1 pseudogene is annotated in these 446 nt (G+C 43.0%); it reads left to right on the top strand.

The window, feature by feature from the left end:
• Positions 1 to 130: 130 nt before the first annotated feature.
• A pseudogene (locus tag AB4585_RS29615) lies at positions 131 to 446 on the top strand (type IV pili twitching motility protein PilT); the annotation flags it as partial.

Genomic DNA, 446 nt, shown 5'->3' with positions numbered 1-446 from the left:
TGAGCATCTTGCCCACACCCAGCAAGAATAAGAGAGCTTGCAAGAGCAGTAAGGATCAACTTTTTACGCATGGTTATACCGTCACTTATTAGTATTTGAACAGCATAAAATTTACGAACTGTTAGATGCGATGACAGAGCATAAGGCATCGGATCTGTATATCACTGTAGATTCTCCTTGTATGTTTCGAGTGGACGGTGAGCTTCAGCCTTTTGGCGAAAAACTGCATCAATCTGGAGTAACCGCCATCCTTGATAGCATCATGGACAACGATAGGCGTAAAGAATATCGAGCCATTAGGGAAGCAAACTTTGCAATAGAAAGTGAATCGGGACGCTTTAGGGTCAGTGCTTTCTTTCAGAGAGATCTTCCTGGCGCTGTCATTCGTCATATTGAAACCAACATTCCTTCTTTTGATGAGCTTGGCTTACCGGATACGCTAAAAG

This window comes from Vibrio sp. 10N.222.49.C9 (assembly GCF_041474985.1).
Taxonomy (GTDB): Bacteria; Pseudomonadota; Gammaproteobacteria; order Enterobacterales; family Vibrionaceae; genus Vibrio; species Vibrio crassostreae_C.
Note: the sequence above shows the minus strand (reverse complement) of the source record. Positions and strands in the feature narration are given on the sequence as shown.